The organism is Okeania sp. SIO2C9 (genome assembly GCF_010672455.1).
Lineage (GTDB): Bacteria > Cyanobacteriota > Cyanobacteriia > Cyanobacteriales > Microcoleaceae > Okeania.
This window is the reverse complement of record NZ_JAAHGO010000181.1, coordinates 1-3,166: the sequence shown is the minus strand read 5'-3', so window position 1 is coordinate 3,166 and position 3,166 is coordinate 1. Positions and strand designations below refer to the sequence as shown.

Annotated in this window: 4 protein-coding genes; all 4 read left to right on the top strand. The window is 41.2% G+C overall.

All coding sequences use genetic code 11. The annotated features are described in order from the left end of the window. Window positions 1-525: 525 nt before the first annotated feature. The 4 genes from F6K23_RS40050 to F6K23_RS40040 all read left to right on the top strand — a co-directional run bounded on the left by F6K23_RS40050 (window position 526) and on the right by F6K23_RS40040 (window position 3,131). Window positions 526-1,722 (top strand): amidohydrolase family protein, encoded by a 1,197-nt coding sequence (locus F6K23_RS40050; RefSeq protein ID WP_367267965.1) that lies wholly within the window; start codon window positions 526-528, stop codon window positions 1,720-1,722. 687 nt (window positions 1,723-2,409) lie between these two features. Further along, a complete protein-coding gene (locus tag F6K23_RS40045) occupies window positions 2,410-2,733 on the top strand; it encodes a hypothetical protein (RefSeq protein WP_293166716.1) in 324 nt (107 codons plus the stop codon). Window positions 2,734-2,743: 10 nt separating this feature from the next. After that, window positions 2,744-2,989 (top strand): transposase, encoded by a 246-nt coding sequence (locus tag F6K23_RS42675; protein WP_367267964.1) that lies wholly within the window; start codon window positions 2,744-2,746, stop codon window positions 2,987-2,989. Next, window positions 2,970-3,131 carry a hypothetical protein gene (locus F6K23_RS40040; RefSeq protein ID WP_293166714.1) on the top strand — a complete coding sequence of 54 codons (162 nt, stop codon included), beginning with the start codon at window positions 2,970-2,972 and terminating at the stop codon, window positions 3,129-3,131. The genes F6K23_RS42675 and F6K23_RS40040 overlap by 20 nt, the downstream gene beginning before the upstream one ends. The last annotated feature ends 35 nt before the right edge of the window (window positions 3,132-3,166 follow it).

The following is a 3,166-nucleotide window of genomic DNA, read 5'->3' as shown; positions in this document are numbered from 1 at the left end:
CGACAAACATCTTCTTTTCTACAGTATTTATGAGACAAGGCGGGTACATAACCAATTTCATTATAGCACAATTATAGAAAGTCGCCCGCGCCTCGGCGAGGCGCCTACCCCAATTTTTCGGTAAAAGTCCCCCAATTTTGGGGGATTCAGGGGGCGAGTGATGTAGTAGTAGAAGAGGTGACATACTCCCACACTAAGCTGAAGCTATAGTGTGAGCTTCTCGTTTCGCCGTCCCGGTATTCCGTCGGACAAGCGCGTGCTTTAAGGACGGGATGCCCCGCCGCCCTTTTTGCAAATAAAAAAGCTGCTCACCTAGCGCCGCAATCAGATTTTACATTCCCAACGGATTACTAGGATGGATGGGATATAACCCCATATCTTATTTGATTTTCATGGTTCATCACGCTGCAGTTGTTAACTCAAACCAGCTTGAGTTTATCATAACATAAAATTTGTAAATTAATGGGACATCGAGTTCCATTAATTTACCGTCGATTCATCTGACACCAAATTTTCAATTATGGTGTGAGGCTTCTCGACGCTCTAGCTAAAAATTTATTATATGTATTAACGGTGCGTTACGACAGTGGTCTAACGCACCCTACTGGACTGACTACACTTTCTTCTTTAATTTTAACTATGCTGAACGGATACAAAATTATAGACGCAGACTCCCACGTTATCGAACCTGCCCAGATGTGGGCAAAATACCTCGAACCTCAATTTCGAGACTTTGCTCCCTCCCTGGACATGAAAATTAAAGGTGAACCCATCAACGAAAAGGTCTCCCAGCAAGTAGAAAAAGAGGGAAATAGACAGATGATGGAAGCTCATCCCCATGCTTATTTGAACCACTACGATGTAGAATCTCATGTCCAAGAAATGGTATTGATGGGAGTGGATATAGCCTTTATTTATCCCACTTCAGGACTGTGGTTATTTGCGATCGATACTCTGCCCCCAGAAGTCATCGGAGCTTTTACCCATGCCTACAATACTTGGCTATATGAAGAATTTTGTAGCTATGACCCCAGTCGGTTAAAAGGAGTCGGGGCAATGAATCTCCATGACCCCCAGGAGATGGTGAAAGAGCTACACCGAATTGTAAATTTTGGCTGGAAGGCGGTATTTTTACGTCCTAACCCCGTCAAAGGCAGAATTTTGAGCGATTCGGCATACGAACCATTTTGGAGCGCTTGCGAAGAATTAGACATAGCTGTAGGCATTCACGAAGCAACCCACGGTCGTTTACCCACCACAGGAGCAGATAGATTCAATAGTCGTTTTGCCCTCCATGCTTGTTCTCACCCCATGGAACAGATGATGGCATTATTGGCTTTAATTGAAGGAGGAGTATTGGAGCGTCATCCCAAGCTGAGGGTAGGATTTTTAGAATCTGGTTGTGGTTGGTTGCCCTATTGGTTATGGCGGTTGGACGAAGAGTATAGAAATTTACATTGGGAAGTCAAAGATATGGTAAAATTGCTGCCTTCAGAGTATTTTCGCCGTCAATGTTACATTGCCGTCGATCCATCTGAACCTTATCTGACTCAGATTATTGATTATATTGGTTCTGATAATTTAATCTTTGGTTCAGACTATCCCCACATGGATCATCAGCCAGATATTGTGAAAAATGTTGTAGAGCTTGAGAAGAATTTATCTCAGGAGATAGTGAACAAAATTGTTTGGGATAATCCTAAATGTTTCTATAAAGTTTGAGTTGAAATGTGCAGGTTTCAATTTTGTTAGGATATGATCTAAATACCTTTATCCTTTTTTGGAGAACTGGTATCATTCAACTAAAAATTTTATACTCTTTTATTTAGAGAAAAGATTTTTCAACTTTAACTCCCCCGGCGGGAAGTCCCGCGCTCTCCCGTAGGGGAGCGTCGGGATGAAAGCCGGGCGTTATTTGTGTAGTTTGTCGTTATTTTTGGTATACTAACTATAGTAGATATAAAGGTCGATACTAGAATGTTACTGAAATATAAGTACAAGCTAAAACCACATAAAAGGCAAGCGGTGATTATATCTAACTGGTTACAAATGGCTTGTTGCAATATAATTATCGTTTAGCTCAAAGGTTGAACTGGTTTGAAGCCACGCGCACGCTAGTTAACGCTTGTCCACTCAATGTTTCAGTAGTACCTGTAGAACGGATTTATCATGCATATTCCGGAATTTAGAGTACAAACGCGTATGGGGTAGAAAAAAAGACAGCAATGGTAATCTGATAACGAAGAAAGGAGATAAGTATCCGAACATAGTCAATGGTTATGTTTTGTGGGAAACAGTACAGTTAGCAGATTTAGTACAGACTAAAAAACTATTCCCTGAGTATAAGTCTATGCACTCTCAGGTTCTACAAGATGTTGTCCAACGAGTGCAAACAACAATGGATAACTTGTGCCTTGCCTGACAAAAACGGTAAAACCAGTGGCAGACCGAAATTCAAGGGGAAACATTATTATAACTCGTTCAGTTATCCTCAGTTGTCAAATACCAACCCATACCAAAAATGCTAACGGTCGTTTTTGTGTCAATTTACCCAAAATTGGCCTAGTCCCCTTTGTGTACAATCGCCCAATACCATTAGGTTTCCAGGTTAAGACAGGTACCGTAATTCGAGAAGCAGATGGTTTCTATATAAGCTTTACGATCGAAGATAAGACTGTGCCTTATGAGGTTGTAGAAATTCAACCCACCGAAGATAACTCATGCATGTATTGATTTAGGACTATTGTATTATGCTGTTACCTCCGATGGGGAGTTCATAGAAGTGCCTAAATTTTTCAGGCTTTCTGAGCATCGTTTGTCTAAACTACAGATCAGATTGGCTAAGAAACCAAAGCATTCCAAGCCTTGGAAAATTCTCAAGCGTAAGATAGCGAAACTGCACCAACTAATAGCGAGACAAAGATTAGACTGGCACTTCAAGCTTGCTGATCATCTGTTTTCGGATGTAAGTGTTATTTTCATTACCTGACTTGCTCTTAGCTAATTTAGTCCGACGTTGCAAGGCCAAGTTAGGCGATCATGGTCAGTTTTTACCCAACGGCCAATCAGCCAAATCAGGATTGAATAAGTCTTTGCAAGATGCAGCTACTATCAATTCCTTGATGTTCTAGAGTATGTAGCCTGGAAGTTGGGTAAACAAGTTATC